At 58.2% G+C, this 22,816-nt stretch carries 17 protein-coding genes; 10 read left to right on the plus strand and 7 right to left on the minus strand.

The window, feature by feature from the left end; translation table 11 throughout:
• The first annotated feature begins 132 nt into the window (after nt 1-132).
• Genes recC through recD form a run of 3 tightly spaced genes read left to right on the plus strand, consistent with a single transcriptional unit; the run spans nt 133 to nt 9,325 of the window.
• Nucleotides 133-3,633: an exodeoxyribonuclease V subunit gamma gene (gene recC, locus CC94_RS0105580; RefSeq protein ID WP_031430092.1), complete on the plus strand. Its 3,501-nt coding sequence runs from the start codon at nt 133-135 to the stop codon at nt 3,631-3,633.
• Nucleotides 3,630-7,325 (plus strand): exodeoxyribonuclease V subunit beta, encoded by a 3,696-nt coding sequence (gene recB / locus CC94_RS0105585; RefSeq protein WP_031430095.1) that lies wholly within the window; start codon nt 3,630-3,632, stop codon nt 7,323-7,325. Before recC ends, recB begins: the two co-directional genes overlap by 4 nt.
• Nucleotides 7,322-9,325: an exodeoxyribonuclease V subunit alpha gene (gene recD / locus CC94_RS0105590; protein WP_031430097.1), complete on the plus strand. Its 2,004-nt coding sequence runs from the start codon at nt 7,322-7,324 to the stop codon at nt 9,323-9,325. The genes recB and recD overlap by 4 nt, the downstream gene beginning before the upstream one ends.
• A 233-nt stretch (nt 9,326-9,558) precedes the next feature.
• Here recD and CC94_RS0105595 read toward each other — a convergent pair whose 3' ends face one another.
• The 4 genes from CC94_RS0105595 to CC94_RS0105610 all read right to left on the minus strand — a co-directional run bounded on the left by CC94_RS0105595 (nt 9,559) and on the right by CC94_RS0105610 (nt 12,530).
• Nucleotides 9,559-10,140: a DUF4166 domain-containing protein gene (locus CC94_RS0105595; RefSeq protein ID WP_031430098.1), complete on the minus strand. Its 582-nt coding sequence runs from the start codon at nt 10,138-10,140 to the stop codon at nt 9,559-9,561.
• A 22-nt stretch (nt 10,141-10,162) separates the two neighbouring features.
• Nucleotides 10,163-10,636 carry a DUF2269 family protein gene (locus tag CC94_RS0105600; RefSeq protein WP_031430099.1) on the minus strand — a complete coding sequence of 158 codons (474 nt, stop codon included), beginning with the start codon at nt 10,634-10,636 and terminating at the stop codon, nt 10,163-10,165.
• Nucleotides 10,633-11,919, minus strand: coding sequence for an SDR family oxidoreductase (locus tag CC94_RS0105605; protein ID WP_031430100.1), 1,287 nt, complete (start codon nt 11,917-11,919; stop codon nt 10,633-10,635). The genes CC94_RS0105600 and CC94_RS0105605 overlap by 4 nt, the downstream gene beginning before the upstream one ends.
• A 71-nt stretch (nt 11,920-11,990) precedes the next feature.
• Entirely contained in the window at nt 11,991-12,530 is a 540-nt protein-coding gene (locus CC94_RS0105610) for a GbsR/MarR family transcriptional regulator (RefSeq protein ID WP_031430101.1), read from the minus strand.
• Nucleotides 12,531-12,721: 191 nt separating this feature from the next.
• Here CC94_RS0105610 and CC94_RS0105615 point away from each other — a divergent pair, with 191 nt between their 5' ends.
• Nucleotides 12,722-13,279: a hypothetical protein gene (locus tag CC94_RS0105615; RefSeq protein WP_031430103.1), complete on the plus strand. Its 558-nt coding sequence runs from the start codon at nt 12,722-12,724 to the stop codon at nt 13,277-13,279.
• On the opposite strand, the gene CC94_RS0105620 is transcribed toward CC94_RS0105615, so the two are convergent.
• Nucleotides 13,276-13,551 (minus strand): cupin domain-containing protein, encoded by a 276-nt coding sequence (locus CC94_RS0105620; RefSeq protein ID WP_005374705.1) that lies wholly within the window; start codon nt 13,549-13,551, stop codon nt 13,276-13,278. The two genes, CC94_RS0105615 and CC94_RS0105620, sit on opposite strands and share 4 nt — an antisense overlap.
• Before the next feature lie 164 nt (nt 13,552-13,715).
• Nucleotides 13,716-14,726, minus strand: coding sequence for an octaprenyl diphosphate synthase (gene ispB / locus CC94_RS0105625; protein ID WP_031430104.1), 1,011 nt, complete (start codon nt 14,724-14,726; stop codon nt 13,716-13,718).
• Between the two features lie 265 nt (nt 14,727-14,991).
• Between ispB and rplU the strand changes: the two genes are divergently transcribed.
• From rplU to proB, 4 genes are all read left to right on the plus strand, one after another.
• Nucleotides 14,992-15,303 (plus strand): 50S ribosomal protein L21, encoded by a 312-nt coding sequence (rplU, locus tag CC94_RS0105630; protein ID WP_005374709.1) that lies wholly within the window; start codon nt 14,992-14,994, stop codon nt 15,301-15,303.
• Nucleotides 15,304-15,321: 18 nt separating this feature from the next.
• Nucleotides 15,322-15,579 carry a 50S ribosomal protein L27 gene (gene rpmA / locus CC94_RS0105635; RefSeq protein ID WP_005374711.1) on the plus strand — a complete coding sequence of 86 codons (258 nt, stop codon included), beginning with the start codon at nt 15,322-15,324 and terminating at the stop codon, nt 15,577-15,579.
• Nucleotides 15,580-15,726: 147 nt separating this feature from the next.
• The gene (cgtA, locus tag CC94_RS0105640; RefSeq protein ID WP_031430105.1) at nt 15,727-16,764 is read left to right on the plus strand and encodes an Obg family GTPase CgtA; all 1,038 of its coding nucleotides are present in this window, start codon (nt 15,727-15,729) and stop codon (nt 16,762-16,764) included.
• Complete coding sequence (gene proB, locus CC94_RS0105645) at nt 16,751-17,872, plus strand: glutamate 5-kinase (RefSeq protein ID WP_031430106.1); 1,122 nt, start codon at nt 16,751-16,753, stop codon at nt 17,870-17,872. Before cgtA ends, proB begins: the two co-directional genes overlap by 14 nt.
• A 166-nt stretch (nt 17,873-18,038) precedes the next feature.
• On the opposite strand, the gene rpsT is transcribed toward proB, so the two are convergent.
• Nucleotides 18,039-18,302, minus strand: a complete 264-nt coding sequence (rpsT, locus tag CC94_RS0105650; protein WP_005374724.1) for a 30S ribosomal protein S20 — start codon at nt 18,300-18,302, stop codon at nt 18,039-18,041.
• A gap of 103 nt (nt 18,303-18,405) precedes the next feature.
• Between rpsT and murJ the strand changes: the two genes are divergently transcribed.
• The gene (murJ, locus tag CC94_RS0105655; RefSeq protein ID WP_031430107.1) at nt 18,406-19,959 is read left to right on the plus strand and encodes a murein biosynthesis integral membrane protein MurJ; all 1,554 of its coding nucleotides are present in this window, start codon (nt 18,406-18,408) and stop codon (nt 19,957-19,959) included.
• 305 nt (nt 19,960-20,264) lie between these two features.
• Nucleotides 20,265-22,562 (plus strand): TonB-dependent receptor, encoded by a 2,298-nt coding sequence (locus CC94_RS0105660; RefSeq protein WP_031430109.1) that lies wholly within the window; start codon nt 20,265-20,267, stop codon nt 22,560-22,562.
• The last annotated feature ends 254 nt before the right edge of the window (nt 22,563-22,816 follow it).

Below are 22,816 nucleotides of genomic sequence, written 5' to 3' on the forward strand. Positions count from 1 at the left end.
GCTCCGCCTGTGATTTTTGGGGCGGTTTCGTGCGATCATATAGCAAAAGCTGGCTTGCAAGCTCCATCCTGGCGGACTAACCGCTCAAAACCCGATCCCCCTGTTCGGATACAAAAAACAAATCCCAACCCCATGCCCGAATCAAGTTCTAGTACTTCGCTGGACAGCGGCATTGCCGTCATCCATTCCAATCAGTTGGAACAGCTCCGCGACGTCGTGGCCCATTGGCTGCGCCAGCATCCCTTGAATCCTCTGGAATACGAAGTCTTCCTGGTCCAGAGCAACGGCATGGGGCAATGGCTGAAACAAAGCCTGGCGCAAAACTCCGCCTTGGACATTGCCGCGGCGATCCGGATGCAGCTGCCTTCCTTGTTCATCTGGAGCGTTTACCGGGCGGTATTGGGCGAGCGCATCCCGCTGGAGCAGCCGCTGGCGAAAGCGCCGCTAACCTGGCGACTTTATCGTCTTTTGCCCACGCTCGTCTCCAGGCCCGGCTTCGAAACGCTGAAAGCCTTCCTGGCCAAAGACAGCGACAGCCGGAAACGTTACCAGCTTGCCGAACAGCTCGCCGACCTGTTCGATCAGTACCAGGTGTACCGTTCCGACTGGCTGACCGACTGGGCCCAGGGCGAAAATGTGTTGCGCGACGCGCACGGCGAAAGCCAGCCGATGCCGGAAACGGAGTGTTGGCAAACCGGCTTGTGGCAAGCGGTACTCGCCGACTTGGGCGGCGAAGCGAGCCCGTTCGCCAGCCGTTCCGCCGTGCACGCGCAATTCATGAGCCGGATCGGCACACTGACGGACCGGCCGCCCGGCATTCCGCGCCGGATCATCCTGTTCGGCTTGTCTTCCCTGCCTCAGCAGTCGCTCGAAGTCCTGGAAAAGCTGGGCGGATTCTGCCAGATCGTGCTGTTCGTGCACAATCCCTGCCGGCACTACTGGGCCGACATCATCGAAGACAAGGACCTGCTCAAGGCCGAACGCCGCCGCCAAACCTATAAAAAACCTGAACAGACTTCTTTACTGGATACCGCCGATCTTCACCTCGACGCACCGCCCCTGCTGGCGGCCTGGGGCAAACAGGGGCGCGACTACATCCGCCTGCTGGACCACTTCGACGAAAGGCAACGCTACCGGGACTGGCACTGGCCGGACAATAAAATCGATCTTTTCGTCGACTACGGGGAGTCTCCGGGCCGGCGCACCTTGTTGCAGCATCTCCAGCAATCGATCCTCGATCTGGAACCGTTGCCCAAAGCGCCGGCCTTGCTGAAGCGCACCGACGACTCGATGGTTTTTCATGTGGCGCACAGCCGGCAACGCGAAGTCGAAATTCTGCACGACCGGTTGCTGGCATGCTTCGACGCCGCAGAAAAAAACGGGAAGCCGCTGTCCCCGCGCGACATCATCGTGATGGTGCCGGACATCAACGCTTACGCGCCGCATATCCGCGCCGTCTTCGGCCTGCATCCGCCCGGCGATCCGCGGCATATTCCCTACAGCCTGGCCGACCGCGAGCAGCGCGGCAACGATCCCTTGCTCACGGCGGTCGAGGCCCTGCTCGACTTGCCCGATTCGCGCTTCACGGTCAGCGAATACCTCGACCTGCTCGAAGTCGGCGCGCTCAGGACGCGCTTCCAAATCGAGGAAAACGCGATCCCCAGACTGCATCAATGGATCGAGGAAGCCGGCATCCGCTGGGGACTGAACGCCGAACAACGCGCGCGGTTCATCGGCATGCCGGAACTGGAAGCCAACACTTGGCGGTTCGGCCTGCGCCGGATGCTGCTGGGCTATGCGGTCGGCGCCGGCGAAGCGTTCGATGGGATCGAGCCCTACGAGGAAATCGGCGGCCTCGACGCGCAATGGCTCGGCGGCCTGGCCTTCCTGCTCGAAACGCTGGAAAACCATGCCCGAGTGCTCGCACAGCCGCAAAGTTTTACCGACTGGCGGCAGACGCTGCAAAGCCTGCTCGACGCTTTCTTCACCGCCGGCAGCGAAGCGGAACGCAAGACCTTGGATACCTTGGCCGAGGCCCTGGAAAAGTGGGGCCGCTACTGCGCACAGGCCGGGCTCGGCCCGGATGACAAGCTGCCGATCCAGGTGGTGCGCGAAGCCTGGCTGGCCGGCGTCGACGAACCGGCGCTGCACCAGCGCTTTTTGAGCGGCAAGGTCAACTTCTGCACCCTGATGCCGATGCGGGCGATTCCGTTCCGCCAGATTTGCCTGCTGGGCATGAACGACGGCGATTATCCGCGCAGCCGGCAGGTAAACGGCTTCGACCTGATGAGCCAGCGCGGCCAGTATCGCCCCGGCGACCGCTCGCGCCGGCAGGACGACCAGTACCTGTTCCTGGAAGCCCTGCTGTCCGCGCGGGAACAGCTTTATATCAGTTGGATCGGCCGCAGCATCCGCGACGACAGCAAGCGGCCGCCGTCGGTGCTGGTCGGCCAGTTGCGCGACGTGCTGGCGCAGGGCTGGGCACTCAAGGACGGCCGCCCGTTGCTGGAAGCGATCACCGTCTGCCATCCGTTGCAGCCGTTCAGCCTCAAGTATGTGACGAAACCCCAAGGACCGGGACCGGAACTGTTCACTTATGCGAAGGAATGGTTTTCGGAAACGCTCCCGGCCGAAGCGGACGCATCGGCGCCTGTCCCGGCGATGGAAAAACTCCTGACCGTTCCGATGGAGTTCCTGGAGCGCTTTTTGAAAGCGCCGGTCAAGGCTTTCTGCAAATATGCGCTGAAATTCGGCTTCGACGATGAAACGGTTACCAGCAAGGACCACGAGCCTTTTCATTTCGACAGCCTGCAGACTTATCTGTATGGCAATGATTTGCTTGGCGCATTGAAAGACACGAACCCCGACGATGTCGAGGCGTTTCTCGACCATCAACGCGCCATCATGGCACAAAAAGGCCAACTGCCGCTCGGCGGTTTCGCGAAAGCTTTCTATACCACCCTGACCGAACCGGTAAAAACGGCCTGGAAGAATTATCAGGCGCTGCGGTTGGATTGGCCCACCGCACGGGAAGCGCATGTCACGGCACTGAAATTCCGGCTAAGCGAAGAGGCGCCGATGGAATTGACCTGCGAACTCGGCCATTTGCGCCAACACCGCGATCACGAAAAACTCGCCCTGGTGTATCTGACCGTGCAGGCGTTGATGCCGAAAGAAGGAATCAAATACCCCAAACTGGTGGAATACTGGGTACGGCATCTGGCTGCCTGCGCGGACGGCCTGGATACCTGGACCCTGGTCGCCGCGGCGGACGGCGTGATCGAAATGCCGCCGATGGATAAGGAAAAGGCTTCCGGCCATCTGCAAATCCTGCTCGAAGCGACGTGCCAAGGACTGCGCCATCCGTTGCCGGTCGCCTGCAAGACCGCGTTCGCCTGGCTCGGCGCCCAGCCGGACAATAAAATCAAAGCCGCCCGAGCCTGCTACGACGGCAGCGACTGGAAAGACGGCGAAGTCACTTACGACCCCTATCTGGCACGGTTTTTCCCGACCTTCGAGGAACTGCAGCGAACCGGCTCCGGCATGGGCTTCGAATCCTGGGCCGAAACGCTGTACGGTTCTTTTTACGACCATATCAAGAATTCTTCATCCGCAACGGAAGCGCAATCATGACCGCAGCCATCCCCTTAAACCCCTTCGATTTCCCTTTGTCTGGCGTCCGCCTGATCGAAGCCAGTGCCGGAACCGGCAAAACCTATACGATCGCGGCCCTGTATGTGCGGCTGATCCTCGGCCATTCTCCCGACAATTCGACGCCGGCGCGCCCGTTATTGCCGCCGGACATCCTGGTGGTCACCTTTACCGAGGCGGCGACCCAGGAACTCCGGGAACGCATCCGCGACCGCCTGAGCCAGGCGGCGCGCTATTTTCGCAAACAAGCCGTCGAAGCGGACGAATTCCTGAAAGCCGTGCGCGCGGATTTTCCCGAAACCGCCTGGCCGGCCCGCGCCCGCGACCTCGAACTGGCCGCCAACTGGATGGACGAAGCGGCAATTTATACCATCCACGGCTGGTGCAACAAAATGCTGCAACAGCATGCATTCCACAGCGGCAGCCTGTTCCGCCAGGAAGTGCATACCGGCGATACGGAACTGCTGCATGAGGTCGTCAAGGATTATTGGCGAACTTTTTTTTATCCCTTGACGGATACCGCCTCCCGGGCGGTTACCCGGTTCATCAAATCGCCCGTGGATCTCGCGGGGCTGCTCACTCCCTTATTACCGGAAACGGAAGCGCTGGGCCTCGATTTCAATGAAGGCATTGACTCGGTTTTCCAGTCATGGGAAGCCTGGGAAACCCAACGCCAGGCATTAGAGATATCGGCCCGCACCTGCTGGAGCAACGGGCGGGACAGCATCGAAAAATTATTGAACGACGCCTCGGAAAACGGCTGGCTGAACGGAAACAAATACCGTAAAACCAGTTTCGGCGATAAACTGAAAGCGATGGCCGAGTGGGCGAACGGCCGCAGTTACCTGGCAATCGACGACCTGGAAAGATTCGGCCGCAGCAGGTTGTCTTCCGCCCTGGTCAAGAGTCATATCGACAAAGCCGAACTGATGCGGCACCCCGCATTAGAAGCTATGGATGACTTGACCAGCCATTGTGGGAAAGAAATAGACCTGGACCGCAAGATATGCCTGCATGCATTGCAGTGGATACGGAACCGCTACGCCAGCGAAAAGCAGCGCATGACCCGGATGACCTTCGACGACATGCTGACCCGCCTCGACAGCGCGCTGCACGGACACAGCGGAGAGCGGCTGAAGGAAACGATCCGCCGGCAATATCCGGTGGCGCTGATCGACGAGTTCCAGGACACCGATCCGATCCAGTACCGGATTTTCTCGTCCATCTACCCGGCAAACATCGAGGACGGCTCGGGCTGCTTCATGATCGGCGATCCCAAGCAGGCGATTTATTCGTTTCGCGGCGCCGATATTTACACCTATCTGAAAGCCCACCAGCACACGGCCGGACGCCGCCATACGCTGACCACCAATTACCGCTCCACGGCCGCGATGGTAGAGGCCGTCAACCGGGTCTTCCTGCATGCGGACGGCCGGCATCCGGCCGGCGTTTTCCGCTTCAAGCGCGAGCGGGAAAATCCCCTGCCTTTCCTCGAAGTCGGCGCGAAAGGCCGCAAAGAAGAATGGCAGATCGACCATCGTGCCGCGCCTGCCCTCACGTTTTGGCTTTGGAACGAGGGAAAAGCGGTCGGGATGCCCGAATACCGCGAAAAGATGGCCGAGGCGGCGGCTGGCGAGATCGTCAAGCTGCTGAACCTCGCCAACGCGGGACAGGCCGGATTCAAATCAGCGGAAAGCCCGGAGCCCTTGAAACCTTCGGATATCGCAATCCTGGTCCGCAGCGGTACTGAAGCCAGAGCGATGCGCAAGGCGCTGGCAAAGCGAAATTTGCGCAGCGTCTATCTGTCCGAAAAGGATTCGATTTTCAGAACCCGAGAAGCCTCCGATCTGTTGATCTGGCTAAAAGCGCTGGCCGATCCGCGCAACGAGCGCAAGGTGCGCGCGGCGCTCGGCACCGCCGCCTTCGGCTGGACTTACCGGAAGCTGCATCGGCTGGTCCAGGACGAGCCGGAGTGGGAGCTGCATCTGGACCGCTTTCTCACCTATCACGCGCGCTGGCGGCAAGACGGCATCCTGCCGGCCTTGCGGCAGTTGATCGACGACTACGCCCTCTACACGCGGGCCAGGCTGGAAACCGAGAGCGAGGGCGAGCGCAGCCTGACCAACCTGCTGCATTTGGCCGAACTCATGCAGCAGGCCGGCAGCCAGCTCGAAGGCGAGCAGGCGCTGATCCGCTATCTGGCCGAATCGGTCGCAAACGGGAGCGGCCGGCTGGGCGACGAGGAGATCATCCGGCTCGAAAGCGACGCCGATCTGATCAAGATCGTGACCATCCACAAATCCAAGGGGCTCGAATATCCGCTGGTTTTTCTGCCCTTCATCTGCAGCTACAAGGAAGTCACCGGCAGAAACTCGCATTACCGCTACCATGACGAACAAAACGACGACCGCCGGTTGATCATCGACCTCGGCAAGAGCGAGGAAAACAAGCGAAAACACGACGCCGAACGCCTTCAGGAGGATCTGCGCCTGCTCTATGTCGCAATGACCCGGGCGTGCCATGCCTGCTGGCTGGGCATCGCACCGGTAAAATCGGGCACCGGCGAAAAGTGCCAATTGGAAAAATCCGCAGTCGGCTCGCTGTTGAACTGGGAAACCGATACACCGACCGAACAACTGGGAACGCGGCTCGCCGAACTCAAAGGCAATTGCGCGGCCATCGAAATCACCGCATTGCCGGCGGTGAGCGATGCGCGGTACACGCCTCAGGCCGAGGCCGGACAGTTCAATCCCGCACGCACGGTCAACGCGCGGATTCCGGCCGACTGGTGGATCGCCAGCTACAGCGCGCTGTCGGCCGAGGACAAACTTCAGACGGAACCCGCCTTCTCCACCGATCTCGCGCACGAGCCCGAAACGGCGCGAGACGACAAGCGCAGCGACGAAGCGGAACCCGACGCCGGCCCGGTCGGCGCAATGGGAATTCACGGCCTGCCGCGCGGCGCCGCCCCCGGCGTGCTGATCCACGACCTGCTCGAACGCTGCGCGCGCTTCGGCTTTGCGGAAATTCACGCCAAGCCGGAACTGGCGAACGCGTGGATACAAGAGCGTTTCGCGGCCAAAGACTGGGCCGGCAAACACGGCGTGGTCGTCTCCGCGTTGTCGGACTGGCTGACCCTGCCCCTGCTGGAAAACACGGACCTCTGCCTGGGCAGGCTGACTCAGGACGCCTACCAGCCCGAACTGGAATTCCTGATCGGTGCGGATAAGGTCGATACGCAGGCGCTGGACCGCCTGATCACCCGCCACACTTTTTCCAGCCTGCCCCGCCCGGCGCTGCTGCCCGCGCAGGTGAACGGCCTGCTGAAAGGCTTCATCGATCTGGTTTTTGTTCATGAGGAACGTTATTACGTGGCCGATTACAAATTCAACAGTCTCGGTAGCGGCGATGCGGTCTATACGCAGGAAGCGTTGAACGCGGCGATGCTTGCCAAGCGCTACGACCTGCAGTCCGCCTTATATCTGCTGGCCCTGCACCGCCAGTTGAAAGCCCGGCTCGGAACGCACTACGATTACGACACACATATCGGCGGCAGCCTCTACCTGTTCCTGCGCGGTTGCCAAAGCCCGACCGGCGGCCGCGTGTTCGCCAAACCGCCTAAAGCGTTGATCGAGGGACTGGACAGACTCTTTGCGAACGGAGGCGCGGCATGAACCGGCAAGCGTCCGTACTGGCGACAATCGACCGCTGGGTCGAAGCGGGCTGGCTGAGCCGGCTAAACCACGCCTTCGCGCGTTTTCTGCGGGAACTGGAGCCGCATGCGGGCGATGCGGTACTCTGGGCCGGCGCGCTGGTCAGCCATCAGTTGGACCGGGGCGAGGTGTATCTGGACCTGGCAAGCCTGTCGCGACACCCCGGCTTGACATTAGCGATTCCAAGCGACGAAGACTGGACTTCCCACGCCGAATCCACGCAGGCGGAGCTTTCGGCACTCAAAGCGTTCGGCCTGGCGCAATGGCAGTCCGAGCTCCGAAACTCCGCGCTGGTCTCGACAGGAGAAGGCAAAACGCCGCTGGTGTTGGACGGCAGCCGCCTGTATCTGCGCCGCTACTGGCAATATCAACAAACGCTGGACCGGTGCATTCAGAATCGCCTGGCGCCGGCCCGTCCTGACCTGCCCGAAGCCTTGCGGAACCGAATCGATACGCTGTTTCCCGGCAGCCCCGAGCAGCCGGACTGGCAGAAAATCGCCTGCGTGCTGGCGCTGCGTTCGCGCTTCGCGATCATCACCGGCGGCCCCGGCACCGGCAAGACCACGACATTGACCAAACTGCTCGCACTGCTGATCCAGCTCATGGAAATCGAAGCGCCCGACGCGCGCAAACCGATCATTCACCTGGCCGCGCCGACCGGCAAGGCCTCCGCCCGGGTCAGCGAGTCAATCGCCAAGGCGCTGGAGCGGCTCGACATCGATGCCGACATCAAGGAGCGCATCCCCAAAAAAGCCGGCACGCTGCACCGCCTGCTGGGCAGCCGCCCCGATTCCCGCCGTTTCAAGCATAACCGGCTCCATCGGCTTGCTGCAGACATCGTGATCGTCGACGAAGCCTCGATGATCGATCTGGAAATGATGGCCTCCTTGCTCGATGCGCTGCCGGACAATGCGCAATTGATCCTGCTCGGCGACAAGGACCAATTGGCATCCGTCGAGGCCGGCTCGGTGATGGGCGACTTGTGCGGGGGCGCCGAAAACGCAGCCTATGATGATCATGCCCGCACCTGGATCGAACGCTATTCCGGCGAAAAGCTGCCGCACTCGGCATCCCTGGGCAATCCCTTCAATCAACAAACGGTGATGCTGCGCCACAGCCACCGCTTCGGCGAACACAGCGGCATCGGCCAGTTGGCGCACGCGGTCAATGCGGGCGACAGCGCCCAGGCGCAGGCGATCCTGAAGAATACGGACGTCTATTCCGACCTGCTGCCCGCGCCGGCCGGCGACTATCTGCGGCTCAGAGCCCGGCCGGAACCCGATGCGGCCGACGCCCTGCTGAAAAAGCTGGTCGCGGTCAATGCGGGCTTCGATACCGACGGCAAGCCGAATCCCGGCCAGGGTTACGGCCATTACCTGGACGCGACCCGGAACCGCCCGGCCAACGACGCCGCTTCATACGACGCCTGGGCCGAACGGGTCCTGGCCGCCTTCGACGCCTTCCAGGTGCTCTGCGCGCTGCGCCGGGGCCGCTGGGGCTTGGAAGAAATGAACCGGCGGATCGAAGCCTGGCTGTTTCCGAAGCAGGCGCCGGGGCTTTGGTACGAAGGCCGGCCGGTGATGATCACCCGCAACGACTACAACCTGGGCCTGATGAACGGCGATATCGGCATTGCGCTTTATCATCAGCCGACCGGAAAACTGCGGGTGGCTTTTCCAGCCGACGACCCATTGTCCGCCGCCAGAATCCGCTGGCTGTCGCCGCTGCGTCTGCCCGACGCGGAAACCGCGTTCGCGATCACGGTGCACAAATCGCAAGGCTCGGAGTTCAATCACGTCGTGCTGGCCCTGCCCGAAACCCAAAGCCCGGTCCTGACCCGCGAGCTGATCTACACCGGCATCACCCGGGCCAAGGAAAACTTCACCCTGCTGGAAAGCCGCGAAGGCGTTTTCGAGCAGGCCGTCAAAACGCGGATGAAAAATCCCGCCGATTCCGGCTAAGGAAACGCCAAATCAGCCGGGAAAAAGCCCTCATCCAGGAAAGGCTGTAGGGTACGCTGTGCGTACCTTTTCACTCCTTCTCATATTTTTTCACCCCTTCCCATATCCATGGTACGCACAGCGTACCCTACAGCTCTACACCGTTGTCACCCTACGAGGTGTCTCATGACGCACGCAGCGATAGGAACGATCGGGCGACATGCCGGGAGGGTATTTTTAACCACAGCCTTAGCTTAGCCTCGGATTATCTTGAAAACTCCCCCGTAGCTGTACGTCCTGCCCCACAGCGGATGCTCGATCTCAAACCGCAGCAGGAACGAGTCGTCCGACAAAGCCTCTTCGCTGATCACCGCCCGTCCAAGCAACAGGCTGTCCGGAATGGGCAGCGTGATCGGCCCGAGCTTCAGCAAATGCCCGTTGCTGCGGTAAACGAGCCGGCCTTCTTCGACGTGAACCCTTAGACGAATTCCGAAGCCCATTCCGACATATTCGACCAATTCATGCGCCCGCCGGCTGACCATCCGCGAAGGAAACACGCAGCGCCGCCCGTCGTCCGCCCGAACATGACGATGCCAACACAACACCGAACTATCTTCACCCCGCCATTTCTTGACCTCCACGGTCATCGGTCCGCCTTTCAGATCGACCAGCGCTTTGCCCAATCGCAGCAGCTTCAGCGCCGGCCTTAACCAGTCCGGATAATCGATGGTCATGCTGCCGGTCACGAGCGTGCTTTCCTGCAGATCGGAAATAGCGTAATGGCTCCGAATCGCCAGCGGCAGAGCCTCCCATTCTTCACCCAGCACCCTTTGCATTAAAGCCCTATTTGAAGACATATTATCCCCACAAAGCCGGTTTAAGGACCATCAGCATCACGATCAAAATCATCGCGGCAAACGCCGGCACGCCCAGCCAGAACCAGAGGCGCGCGCAGCGGAAATATTCCCCGGTCAGTCCGGTATTTTGCTCCACCGCCTGCCTGGACAGTTCGCGCATCCGGATTTGCAGAAAGACGACCGGCAGCCAGCAGGCGCCGGCCAACAGATACAGCATGACCGAAACCAGCAGCCAGGGCGTAGTGAGCGAAAAAGGCAACTGCTGCAGCAGGTAATAACCGGTAATCGGCTGGATCAGTACTGTCGGCGTGGTAAACCACCAGTCGGCGAGCACCACATGCCTGTTGGTCGTATAGATCGCCCGCACATCGCCGTGCAAATCAGCCATGAATTTGTAGAAGGCGCTGCCGAGGCCGGTGCCGAACAGCAGCACCAGGCTGAAGATATGCAAACTTTTCAGGGTCAGATAACTCACGGTTTCTCCTCTTCAAGAATTAACATGATCAGGGTCGCCGCCAGCAGCGGCAGATTTTTGGTTAACGGTCCGAAAGGATGCAGCCAGAACTCCGGCAGAAAAACGCTGATCACTGCCATGTAAATCAGCATGATCGCGACTTGCGCCGCCACTACCCGCCGCAGCCGCCAACGCATCAGTAATGCCAGACCCATGGCGAAATCGGCCAGTGACGCCCCGTAAAGGACGAGGGGCGCCAGGCCACCTTCGATTCCGACGCGGCTCAGCATCCGGTAACTTTCGTCGGTCGGGAAAACGAAAGCGGATATCCAGCCGGTCCACAGCCAGACTAGCGCGATGCTCAGCGTCAATAAAGGACGCAAAAAATACAGCCGCGCATGCCAGCGTTCGGCCTGCGAAACGGGCGTCGCCCTCAGAAACCGTTCCAGCCTGGCTGGACGGCGGCCGATAAACGCCGCAAACGGATCGGGATTGGCGGTATTGCCGCGCCGCAGCATCGCCAGGCTTTGCCTGTTCAGAATCGGCTCATCCAATACCGCTGTCAACGGCAACAGCCTGTCGAGCCAGATGCCGGACATCGGGACGGGTTTCAAACGCCTACCCGAATAATCGGCCAATAGCCCCAGCAGCGCCGCAAAAGGGATCGGTTGCGGCCCTACCGCATCAATGACCCTGCGTGATGGAGTTTCGGGTTTCAGCGCCAGCACCACCGCCCGCGATATATCGTCAATATCGACGGGTTGCAGGTTCTGTTCGCCGCCGCCCGGCAGCGGCGTAATCGGCAACGCCGCCATTGCCGCCAGCAATCCCATGCTTTTGGCACCCTTCCCGAACACGATCGACGGCCTGAAGATGAACCAGTCCAGATCGAGCGACTGCAGATGGGCATCCGCTTTCGCCTTGCTGGTGAAATAGAGGGTTTCCGCATCGAGCGCCGCACCTAGAGCGGAAATCTGCACGACTTTTTTGACGCCCCTTTGCACACAGGCGCTAAACAAGGCTGCGGGCGCCAAGTGATGCACGGCTTCGAAGCTCGTACCGGAGGACTCTTTGATCAGTCCGGCCGCATTGACCACCGCATCGATATCCTGCAAATACGGCAGCCAATCGCCGCTACGGGTCGCGTCCGCAAAATCCAGCACGATCGGCCGCACTTCCGGAAACTGCCGAAGCAGCCTTTCGGAGCGGCGGCAAACCACGGTCACGCGATGATTTTCCGCCAGCAAAATGCGCAGCAGGTGGCCGCCGATAAAGCCTGTCGCGCCAGTGAGCAGGATATTCATTTTATATTTATCCTTATTTCTGAAATAAGAGAAATCAATGCACAAAACACGACCATGAGAATGACCACGCCCTATGATTTTTTGGAAAACGGCAGCAATTTGACCACCGAATCCCCCAGCCTGACCAACTGCATCAACGTGTTGTTGGGCAGTTTTCTCAACTGGTCGTACCAGTGCGTCATCACTTCCAGAAAATCCAGCATGTCGGCAATGCGTTTCTTGACTTCCGGATCGGTTTCGGTATCCGCATCGGCCTCGATGCTCAGGTCGCGCAGCAGCGAAAGGGTGGGATCGACCTCGCGTTTCCTGCGTCCCTCGACCACGATATTGAACATTTCCTGCACGTCCTTGACCGACTCGAAATAATCGCGCCGGTCGCCGACCTCCAGATGCGTGACTTTGATCAACCCGATACCCAGCAGCTCTTTCAGGCTGGTGGACACATTCGAGCGCGCCAGCACCAGCGTCTCGGCAATTTCTTCGGCATTCAGCGGCTTGGGCGACAAATAAAGCAGCGCATGGATCTGGGCCACGGAGCGGTTAACGCCCCAACGCGTGCCCATTTCTCCCCAGTGTAAAATGAACCGTTCCATCGCATTCGTCAGCCGCATCGAAATTCTCCTATTTCTGTTTAAACAGAATTTAGAGAAACTCAACGTTATTGTCAAATTATTTTTTCCCGAGATCATTGCATCGTCATGGCAAGACTCGTAAGGTATGACCGGAATCCAGCCGGGGTCGCCGAACGGACGCAACGCCTGCCGCTTACCGTTATATTTTTTTACAGCTTGAAGGAATGACTATGAAAATGTGTTTTCGCCGGAGTTTTATCGTGTTCGCCCTGCTCGCGCTGTTCGGCTGCGCCAAAAAACTGGACCAAGCCTCGTCAGGCATCGGCACCGGAGAAACCTATTACGCACAGGTATCGTTTCAGTATGAAAAAGGCCGGCATTTGACGACCAATTACCGGCGCGGCATTCTGGTCCCCGTGAATACTCCGGTCCGGCTGGAAGACATCACATCGGACGAGATTTTCGTGGAAATCCTCCCGTCGCATGACAAACTGCGGGTGGTCAACGTGGAAAAGCATACCGGCGACAGCACGGCCCGCGCGTTCGCCAAGCTATTCGGCAAAAACAAGCTGGATCTGTCGCGCTTTTCGAAGCTGGAACAGGAAAACATTCTGGCCGGAAAAGCCGCGAAATCGATGAGCAAGAAAGCGGTGATTGCGGCAATCGGCTATCCGCCGATTACCGAAACGCCGAATTTAAGCATGAATCAGTGGACTTACTGGAGTTCGCGGTTCGACCGGTTTGTCGTCCATTTCGAAAATGACCGGGTGGCGCGGATTCAGGATTAATCGTAGCTGTAATGCTTGCGCAAGGGCTTGACCACTTCCCACTGGCTGTTCAGGCCCGCCGGAAACACCACCAGGTCGCCCGGCAATATCCGCACCGGCTCGCCGCCTTCCGGCGTGACCAGAATCTCGCCTTCCAGAATATACGCGGTTTCGGTTTCGTCGAAGTCGATCGGAAAGCGGGAGACTTCTTTTTCCCAGATTGCCCAATCGGCGACGCCCAATTCTTGCAGGCGTTCTTCGCTGGGGTTGTGTTCAATCGTAATTTGCGGCATGTGAGTTCCGATTATTGAGTAAGGTTATAAGATAAGGAGTATTCCCCTCTTTGAAAAAGAGGGGTTAGGGGAGATTTTAGATAAATCCCCTCGATCCCCCTTTTTCAAAGGGGGAGGTGAAGCGTCGCAAAAAAATTCATCACAGCAGATTTGCGGCATTCTGGTCAATAATTCCGCTGTACTGAAAACTTCGCCAGTTGAATCAGGGCGTCTTTGTAGTCGGATTCGGACAACACATCCAGCGCTTCGATCGCTTTTTCGGCTTCTTCGTCGGCGCGCTTTTCGGTATATGCGATCGCCTGCGTGCGCTGTACGACCGCGTAGACTTCGTTGAACAATTCGCGCTTGCCGTTCCGGATCGCATCGATCACGATTTTCGCATCGCTTTCGCTGCCGTTCTGAATCGCATGGATCAATGGCAAGGTCGGCTTGCCTTCGGCCAGGTCGTCGCCCAGATTCTTGCCGAGTTCGTCCTGGTTGGCCTTGTAATCGAGCGCGTCGTCGATCAACTGAAACGCAATGCCCAAATGCTGGCCGTATTTCGCGAGCCCTTCCTCGGTTGCAGGAGAAGCCCCCGAAATCACCGCCCCGAGGCGGGTCGCCGCACTGAACAAGATCGCTGTCTTGCGGGAGATCACTTCGAGGTATTTGGTTTCGGTCGTTTCGGGATTATTACAGTTCAGCAACTGCAACACCTCGCCTTCCGCAATCAGCGTGGTGGTTTTCGAGAGAATTTCCATCACCCGCATGTTGCCGGTGCGCACCATCATCTCGAATGCACGGGAATACAGATAATCGCCGACCAATACGCTGGCCGCATTGCCCCACACCGCATTGGCCGATTCCTTGCCGCGGCGCAGGTCGGACTCGTCGACCACGTCGTCATGCAGCAAGGTCGCCGTATGGATGAACTCGATCACCGCGGCCAGAATCAGATGCCTGTCGGTCGCCTCGCCGAGCGCCTTCGCCGCGAGTAGCAGCAGCATCGGCCTGAGCCGCTTGCCGCCGTTGCCGACGATATAGTGGCCCATTTGATTGATCAGCACGACATCCGAGCTCAACTCGTTGATGATCAGTTGGTCGACGGCTCTGGCTTCGGTTTTCGTTAGACTCTTGATCGATTCGAAATCGATCGGCGCCATCGGACTCGGGGCGGTATGTGTTTGCAATGCCATGCTAATCGGTATGAGAATTGGGGAGTTATTTTTGATCGTAAAGCTGCAAATCCGCTGCATTTTGACGCTACGCTGTCCGAGATTTCCCGATGAACAGCAAATTCCCCCATCGTATTGAATAAGGTCTATTGATGTCAATAGCTTTTTTATGTTATCTTAATAAGGATCACTCACGGCCCGGCCAGATTTTGGTTGACGAGCCGTTAAATGCGAATATAATAGTCTGTTCACTTTTTACAGTAAATGCTTGACGGAGCTTACTCTGATGTATGCGGTAATTCAAACGGGTGGTAAACAGTACCGGGTGGCCGAAGGTACGACCTTGAAAATAGAAAAACTGGAACTCGGTACTGGCGACAGCGTTGAATTCGATAAGGTTCTGCTGGTCGGATCCGGCGATGCAGTCAAAGTCGGCGCGCCTTTCATCGAAGGCGGCAAAGTTTCCGCGACCGTATTGTCGCAAGGCCGCCACAAAAAGATCAAAATCATTAAATTCAGACGGCGTAAGCACCATATGAAACAAATGGGCCATCGCCAATATTACACGGAAGTCCGGATCACCGGTATTTCCGCATAATTCTCAAAGAGGTGCATTGTGGCTCATAAGAAAGCGGGTGGTAGTACTCGGAACGGTCGCGACTCGAACGCGAAAAGATTAGGCGTCAAGCGCTTCGGCGGCGAAGTCGTCAAAGCCGGCAACATCATCGTGCGCCAGCGTGGCACGCATTTCCATGCCGGCGACAACGTAGGCCTCGGCAAGGATCATACCCTGTTTGCAACGGCAGACGGCAAAGTCGTATTTCAGGTTAAAGGCGACAAAGGCCGTAAATTCGTCAGCGTCGTTGCTGCCTAAGCCAAAACCGAAATCCAGGGCAACTCCGTAAGTTATGCTTCGGGATTTGCGCTTAGCAGCCCGGAACTCCCCAAAAAAGCTCCGCCAATTCATCGCGGGGCTTTTTTTGTTTTAAACGATTGCAAACCTGCACGGCAGAGTTGATCAATGAAGTTTGTTGACGAAGCAGAAATACGCGTGGAAGCGGGCGATGGCGGCAACGGCGTCATCGGCTTCCGGCGCGAAAAATACATTCCGATGGGCGGCCCGGACGGCGGCGACGGCGGCGACGGCGGCAGCGTTTATCTGATCGCGGCCGAAAACGTCAACACGCTGGCCGATTTCCGCTATCACGCCGTGCATCGGGCCGAACGCGGCCAGAACGGCATGGCGCGCAACTGCACCGGCCGAAAAGGGGAAGACTGCTATGTCCCCGTCCCGCTCGGCACGCGCGTCAGCGATGCGGATACCGACGAAGTGATGGGCGAACTGCTCGCGGTGGGCGAGACCTTGCTGGTCGCAAAGGGCGGCTTTCATGGCCTCGGCAATACCCGCTTCAAAAGCAGCACCAACCGCGCTCCGCACAAAGCCAGCAAAGGCACGCCGGGCGAACACCGCAACCTGCTGCTCGAAATGACCCTGATTGCGGACGTCGGCCTGCTCGGCATGCCGAACGCAGGCAAGTCGAGCCTGATCCGCGCCGTCTCGTCCGCCCGCCCGAAGGTCGCCGATTATCCTTTCACCACCCTGCACCCAAATCTCGGCGTGGTCCGGATCGACGAGATGAAGAGCTTCGTGATCGCGGACATTCCGGGCGTCATCGAAGGCGCGGCCGAAGGCGCAGGACTCGGCCTGCAATTCCTGAAACATCTGTCGCGGACCGGCCTGCTACTGCATGTGATCGACATCGCGCCCTACGAGAGCAGCGACGATCCGGTCACTTCCGCCAAAAAAATCATCCACGAAATCGAACAGTGGAGCGACGACCTGGCGGACAAACCGCGCTGGCTGGTGCTGAACAAGATCGACATCGTGCCGCCCGACGAAGTCGACGCACACTGCGATACGATCGTCAAGGCATTGGACTGGGACGGGCCGGTCTACAAAATTTCGGCCACCAGCGGCGAAGGCACCCGCGAACTGATGTTTTCGATCATGGACTTTTTAGAAGAACGGCGGCGGAAAGACGACAGTGAAGAGGAATGATTTTTCGCATGTAAAACGCGTCGTCGTCAAAATCGGCAGCTCGCTGCTGACCAAAGGCGGCAAGGGCCTCGACCAAACCGCTATCGCCGGCTGGGTTGCCCAAATGGCGGGACTCCGCAAACAAGACATCGACGTGATCCTGGTCTCCTCCGGCTCGGTCGCCGAAGGCATGTGCCGCCTCGGACTGAAAACCCGCCCGAAAACGCTTCACGAACTGCAGGCTTCGGCCGCGGTCGGCCAAATGGGCCTGGTGCGCGTGTTCGACGACAATTTCCAGCAGCACGGACTGCATGCCGCCCAGGTCCTCCTGACCCACGACGATCTCTCCGACCGCCGCCGCTATTTGAACGCGCGCAGCACGTTGTTGACCCTGCTCGATTTCGGCGCCGTGCCGGTGATCAACGAAAACGACACGGTCGCGACCGAAGAAATCCGCTTTGGCGACAACGATACGCTGGCCGCGCTGGTCGCGAATCTGGTCGAAGCCGAACTTCTGATCATCCTGACCGACCAGCAGGGCCTGTTTACCGGCGACCCGACCGTTTACCCGGACGCCACCCTGGTTTCCGAAATCCGCGCGAACGACCCGACCCTTGACCGGATGGCCGGCGCAAGCCGCAGCGGCCTGGGACGCGGCGGCATGTATACGAAGGTCCGCGCAGCCCGTCTCGCTTCGCGCTCGGGCACCGCGACGGTGATTGCGCCCGGCGCCGCCGAACAGGTGATCAGCCGCGTGATGGAAGGCAAAAACATCGGCACCTATTTCGTGCCGGATCTGGAACCTTTGGTCGCCCGGAAACGCTGGCTGGCCGGCCAGCTGCAAATCAAGGGCCAACTGGTGCTCGATCCGGGCGCGGTGAAAGTCTTGAAGACCAACGGCAAAAGCCTCTTGGCAGCCGGCGTCAAATCGGTGTCGGGACGTTTCGAACGCGGCGAACTGGTTTCATGCGTCGACGAAGAAGGCATGGAAATCGCGCGCGGACTGGCCAATTACGGCAAAGCGGAAGCCGAACTGATCGCCGGCAAGAACAGCGCGGACTTTGAAAGGATTCTCGGCTATGCTGACGACGCGGAAATGATTCACCGCGACAATATGGTGTTGATTTAACCCCCCAAACCGCCCTTCTGGCAAAGAGAGCGGCGGATGCGCTTCGCTTATCCGCCCTACACATCCATACACATAGCCGCAATCCTCCGGAAACAAAAAAGGCCGAAACTCGAAGAGTTCGGCCCTTTTGGAAGCTATCGCCTTGCTACTTTATCTGCGTAAGGAATTACGCGAGCGCTTTGACTTTTGCGTTCAACCGGCTTTTGCTGCGGGCGGCCTTGTTTTTATGGATCAGACCTTTGTTCACGGCAGAATCAATGACAGGCACCGCAGTATTGTAAGCGGCTTGCGCTTTTTCCTTGTCGCCCGCGTTAACGGCGGCAATCACTTTTTTGATGAAAGTACGCAAGTTGCTGCGTTGTCCTGCGTTGCGAACACGGCTTTTTTCCGCTTGCTTCGCGCGCTTTTTAGCTTGTGCTGTATTAGCCATAGTGTCTCGACTCGTGCAAAAGTATCAAGGTAAGTTAAAAGACTGGTCATTATGCTGATAAATGTTATGATTGTCAAGAATTTAACTTTTTTTCGAATTGTTCTTGAACGGACAACTCCTCAAATCGACCGCGCTGGTCGGCGCCATGACCCTGATCTCCCGGCTGCTCGGTTTCGTCAGAGACATGCTGATCGCCCGCCTTTTCGGAGCCGATCCCGCTACGGACGCTTTTTTTGCCGCCTTCAAACTACCGAACTTCCTGCGCCGCCTGTTCGCCGAAGGCGCCTTCGCGCATGCGTTCGTGCCGGTGTTGACCGATTATAAGGAACATCACGGCCCGGCCGAATTAAAGGGATTTATCGATAAAACCGCCGGCACGCTGGCGCTAATTCTGTTTCTGATCACTGCCGCCGGGGTCATCGCCGCCCCGCTGCTGATCATGGGAATCGCGCCGGGTTTCGCCTGGCAAAGCGCCCGGCACGAGCTGGCCTCGCAGTTGCTGCGGATCAGCCTGCCTTATTTGTTTTTCATCTCTCTGACTGCGTTTGCCGGGGCGGTTTTGAACGCGCACGGCAAGTTCGCGCTGCCCGCCTTGACGCCGGTCTGGCTGAATATCGCGATGATCGCCGCCGCGCTCGAACTCGCGCCGCGGCTGGACGAACCGGTCACCGCGCTGGCCTGGGGCGTGTTCGCGGCGGGCATCGTGCAGCTGGCGTTCCAACTGCCCGCGCTGGTCCGTTTGGGGCTGCTGCCGCGCTTTCGCCCGGGCTTTGCCGACCCCGGCGTCAAAAAAGTGATCGGGCTGATGCTGCCGGCGATGTTCAGCGTCTCGGTCACCCAGATCAACCTGCTGTTCGATACGCTGATCGCCTCGCTATTGGCTGCCGGCAGCGTGTCCTGGCTGTATTATTCCGACCGGCTGGTCGAGTTTCCGCTCGGCATATTGGGCATCGCGGTCTCGACCGTGATTCTGCCGAATCTATCGAAAACCCATGCCGCCGGCGACCCCGCCGCGTTTTCCGCCGCGCTGGACTGGGGCCTGCGTCTGGTCTTGCTGATCGGATTGCCGGCGACGATGGGCCTGATCGTACTGGCCGAACCGCTGCTGTCCACGCTGTTCCAGTACGAGGCTTTCGGCGCCGATGACGTGCATTTCGCCGGAAAAAGCCTCAAGGCTTATGCGGCGGGCCTGCTGGGCTTCATCCTGATCAAAGTGCTCGCCCCGGCGTTTACCGCGCGGATGGATATCAAAACCCCGGTCCGCTACAGCATTTATGCGATGATCGCGAGTTTGCTCCTGAACATACTCGCGATCCCTTACGCGCATGCGGGGCTGGCGCTGGCGACGTCGCTTGGCGCTCTCCTCAATGCCGCCCTGCTGCTCGTCAAACTGCGGCGCGAGCGTATTTATCTGCCGGCCACCGGCTGGAGGCTTTTTTTAGTGCGCATTGGGCTCGCCACCGGCGTAATGTCGGCGGCTTTATACAGTCAAACCGATCCGAACGACTGGCTAGACGCAAGTTCGGGCAAAAGGGTTCTGCGGCTTTTGGAGTGGATAGGCATCGGCTTGCTGCTTTACGGGGCGACCTTATGGCTAACGGGCATGCGGACACCTCTTCCCACGATTAAAACGCGGACGGGCCGTTCGAACGGCTGACCGAAATCCGCCTTAGGACTCTGTGATTCCACCAAAGAAGAATAGAACAGCGCCGAGAAACGACGATAAAACGCTGTATAAAGAATGCGAAGGTACCTATGCCCAAAGGGAGAGAGGACTTATCCAGCGTTTTCTTAAAGCAAAGAAGCTCATGATTCACTGTTTTTGTAACATGCTGATAAAAAAGATCAATTAAGCGATCAGTTTTCAATCGTCGCCAACAGCGATAAAAAACCATAATTTTTGTCCAGTTTAAGAATGTTGATACGTCTTTAAGGAGGTAAACCACCACGGACCCCTTAAATATGAAAAAACATGCCTTGCCGTTAATCGCCGGTTTGCTGGCCAGCCCACTGATTCAAGCAGCGGAAACAGTGGCGATAGACATTCCCGCCCAATCGCTGTCTTCCGCGCTGGAACAATTAGGCCGTCAGACCAACTTGCAAATCCTGTATCCGGCCGAGGCCATTGCCGGTAAAACTTCACCCGGCGTTTCCGGGCACTATTCGCCGCGACAAATATTGGACAAACTCCTGGCCGGTTCGAATTTGAATTATCAATTCGTCGATCCCGGCACCGTTACTATCAAAAAAAGCACGCCCGGCGGCGCCCCTAGCGCGGCCCAACTCGACGAAGTCTTCGTTACCGCCACCAAGACCGAGCGCGATATTTCCGAGGTGCCGGCCACCGTGGCGACCGTCGAGGCCAAACAAATCGAAAACATGTATAGCCGCGATAGCGGCGATTTGCTGACTCGCTCGGCCGGTATCGACATCGCCCGTTCCGGTAGTTCCGGCATATCGACGCTGAATATTCGCGGCACCGGCTCCCGACGTTCGTCGGTATTGGTCAATGGTCAATACGCGGAATTCCTCGATATCGGCATCGGTAACCAAAATACGCTGCAGACTATCGATTGGGACAACATCGAACGTCTGGAAGTGGTACGTGGTGCCGGTTCCGCGCTATACGGTCCCAATGCGATGGGCGGCGTAGTCAACGTCATTACTAAAGATGCGCCGGAAGAAAAAAGCGTTACCCGGCCGTTCTTCGTGTTCGACAGCTTGCCGACTTATGGCGGCGGCATCTCGACCGGCGGCACCCTGGATGCCTTTACCTATCAACTGAATTTCAAACATTTGAATTCGGATGGCTATAAAGCTTCACCGACGCTATCTTTTTATCCGGGCAACACGATGACGACCACGCTTTCTCAACAGAAGGGCGCCTGGGACAGAACCATGTTGGGAGGTAAATTAGGCTACAAACTGTCCGACCGCGACAAAGTCAATTTTGCTTTCAACTACATGGACGAATCGACGCTGTCCTTCGACCGTCCCCATACCCCGCAGAACGGTAGTTACGGTCAGTACAGTCTGGATTTCAAGCATGAGTTTTCCGACCGTTTCGATGTAACGACGACCGTCAGCCACCGCAGCCATGTTGCTGATTTGACTTGGGATACTTTCTTTTATCCTTTTACTATCACGAATATCCAACCCGATGTCACGCTACACGAAGATGCTCAAAAGCTGACTGGCGAGATTCGCGGCCGCTGGACGCCGGTGGACGGTCATACCTTATTGTTCGGTTATAACGCCGCCCAGGATTGGACTAAGGTTCGCGATGTCACCACCTTGACCGGCGCCGAACGGGACAACCGCAAGGCCAACATCGTCAACCACGGCCTTTATTTGCAATACGAATTGGAATTGGACAAGCGCCTGTTCGTGTCCATGGGTGGCCGCTACGACTGGTTCGATTACGACATGGATGCGTCAATCACCACGCCGAGTACCCAGCGACATAATCAAAGCTCCTTTGAAACCTTTAATCCGCGCGGCGGCATTCGGTACAAATTCAACGACTTGCTGGCGATGCACGGTAGCATAGGCACTGGCTTCCGGGCACCCGATCCCGGTTCCATGGTTGGCGGCGCCAGTAGCGTTTTTGTCGAACGTTTGCCTAATACCGGCCTGCAACCGGAAACCTCGGATAGCTATGATCTGGGCATAGACATCGATACACCGTTCGGCCTGCATGTCGCCGCCACCGGCTTTTACAACGACATCAGCAATTACATCTTGGTATCGCGCTACCGGGTGGGCAGCAAAACCATGATCCAGTCGCAAAATCTCGCCAAGGTACAAACCTATGGCGCCGAACTGGAGCTAACGCAACGACTGACCGATCAGTTAAGCCTGTTTACCAATTACACCCATACCATCGCCCGCACGGCGGCCGATCTGGCGCCCACCGCGTTGGGCTTGCCGCAAAACGGTTACCAGTTACCCAACGTTCCGGAACATAAGGCTTCGTTCGGATTGGTGTTCGAGTCGTCGCAATTTAGCGGCCGCTTGGAAGGTCGTTACGTCGACAACCAATTCATCAGCGGCGACAGCACCAATCAGGCTGCTTACAAGCTGCCATCCTACGTCGTGGCCGACATCAACGCCACTTACCGTCACCCGATAGGCAACAAGAAAACGCTGGACGTTACCGCCGGCATCAACAACATTTTCGATCGCCAATACGAAATGCGCAGCAAGGGTTTTTACAACGAACCTCGGGTCGGATTCATTAGGCTCGGCTTAGAGTTTTAGCGTAGTGAATAGGGCATCGAAAGTTTTACGCCGATGCCCGCCGCTACCAGGACGGTAGCGTCATGTCCGGGAATTAAGATGCCCGGATAAAAGGGACGTCGGTTGTCGCCGGCAGTCCGGCAAGCCGGCCCAGGGATGGTGTGGCTTGCATATCGCCCGCAAGGGTTTTTGCCATTAAACAACGAGGTATCAACCATGCTAAATGAAATCAAAATCGACGATCTGAGTGCAGTGATTGGCAACCGTGGCCAGTC

It is taken from the genome of Methylomicrobium agile (assembly GCF_000733855.1).
GTDB lineage: Bacteria > Pseudomonadota > Gammaproteobacteria > Methylococcales > Methylomonadaceae > Methylomicrobium > Methylomicrobium agile.

Excerpts from the sequence above, each read along its gene's own strand:
- CC94_RS0105610 (WP_031430101.1), bottom strand. The coding sequence starts at position 12,530 with ATGCGGCTGACGAATGCGATGGAACGGTTCATTTTACACTGGGGAGAA.
- recB (WP_031430095.1), top strand. The coding sequence starts at position 3,630 with ATGACCGCAGCCATCCCCTTAAACCCCTTCGATTTCCCTTTGTCTGGC.
- CC94_RS0105615 (WP_031430103.1), top strand. The coding sequence starts at position 12,722 with ATGAAAATGTGTTTTCGCCGGAGTTTTATCGTGTTCGCCCTGCTCGCG.
- recC (WP_031430092.1), top strand. The coding sequence starts at position 133 with ATGCCCGAATCAAGTTCTAGTACTTCGCTGGACAGCGGCATTGCCGTC.
- CC94_RS0105605 (WP_031430100.1), bottom strand. The coding sequence starts at position 11,919 with ATGAATATCCTGCTCACTGGCGCGACAGGCTTTATCGGCGGCCACCTG.
- CC94_RS0105620 (WP_005374705.1), bottom strand. The coding sequence starts at position 13,551 with ATGCCGCAAATTACGATTGAACACAACCCCAGCGAAGAACGCCTGCAA.
- cgtA (WP_031430105.1), top strand. The coding sequence starts at position 15,727 with ATGAAGTTTGTTGACGAAGCAGAAATACGCGTGGAAGCGGGCGATGGC.
- CC94_RS0105660 (WP_031430109.1), top strand. The coding sequence starts at position 20,265 with ATGAAAAAACATGCCTTGCCGTTAATCGCCGGTTTGCTGGCCAGCCCA.
- recD (WP_031430097.1), top strand. The coding sequence starts at position 7,322 with ATGAACCGGCAAGCGTCCGTACTGGCGACAATCGACCGCTGGGTCGAA.
- ispB (WP_031430104.1), bottom strand. The coding sequence starts at position 14,726 with ATGGCATTGCAAACACATACCGCCCCGAGTCCGATGGCGCCGATCGAT.
- rplU (WP_005374709.1), top strand. The coding sequence starts at position 14,992 with ATGTATGCGGTAATTCAAACGGGTGGTAAACAGTACCGGGTGGCCGAA.
- rpsT (WP_005374724.1), bottom strand. The coding sequence starts at position 18,302 with ATGGCTAATACAGCACAAGCTAAAAAGCGCGCGAAGCAAGCGGAAAAA.
- CC94_RS0105595 (WP_031430098.1), bottom strand. The coding sequence starts at position 10,140 with ATGCAAAGGGTGCTGGGTGAAGAATGGGAGGCTCTGCCGCTGGCGATT.